Raw genomic sequence first — 543 nt, 5'->3', positions numbered from 1 at the left:
CCGTTGGCATCGGTGACCGTCAGCGTAACTGATTCGCCCGCTGGCAGATCGGTGGTGCCTGAAATAGTTGGTGTGGTGTCGTTACCGGTACCCTGCGCATCCAGTGTGACTGTCGGGGCAGTGGTATCAACTTCACCGCCAGTTGCTGTTGCAGTCGTTGAATTGCCCGCCTCATCAGTGGCCGTCGCTTCAACCGTGTAGCTACCTTCAGCCAATTCTGCAGGCACATCGGCACTGAAGGTGCCGTCTGGCTGCACGGTTGCGGTAACAGTCTGTGCATCACCGTTGGCATCGGTGACCGTCAGCGTAACTGATTCGCCCGCTGGCAGATCGGTGGTGCCTGAAATAGTTGGTGTGGTGTCGTTACCGGTACCCTGCGCATCCAGTGTGACTGTTGGTGCAGTGGTATCAACTTCACCACCAGTTGCTATTGCTGTCGTGGAATTACCAGCTGCATCGGTAGCAGTCGCTTCCACCGTGTAGCTACCTTCAGCCAGTTCTGCAGGGACATCGGCACTGAAGGTACCGTCAGGTTGCACGGTA

General features: G+C 56.9%; 1 protein-coding gene. It reads right to left on the bottom strand.

All coding sequences use genetic code 11. The features are described 5' to 3' along the window. Positions 1–543: Ig-like domain-containing protein (locus ACXAH4_RS20100; protein WP_474883167.1), on the bottom strand; the 543-nt coding region annotated here is incomplete at both ends.

The organism is Alteromonas sp. ABV2_168, assembly GCF_056161165.1.
This window is presented reverse-complemented; position numbering and strand designations above follow the sequence as displayed.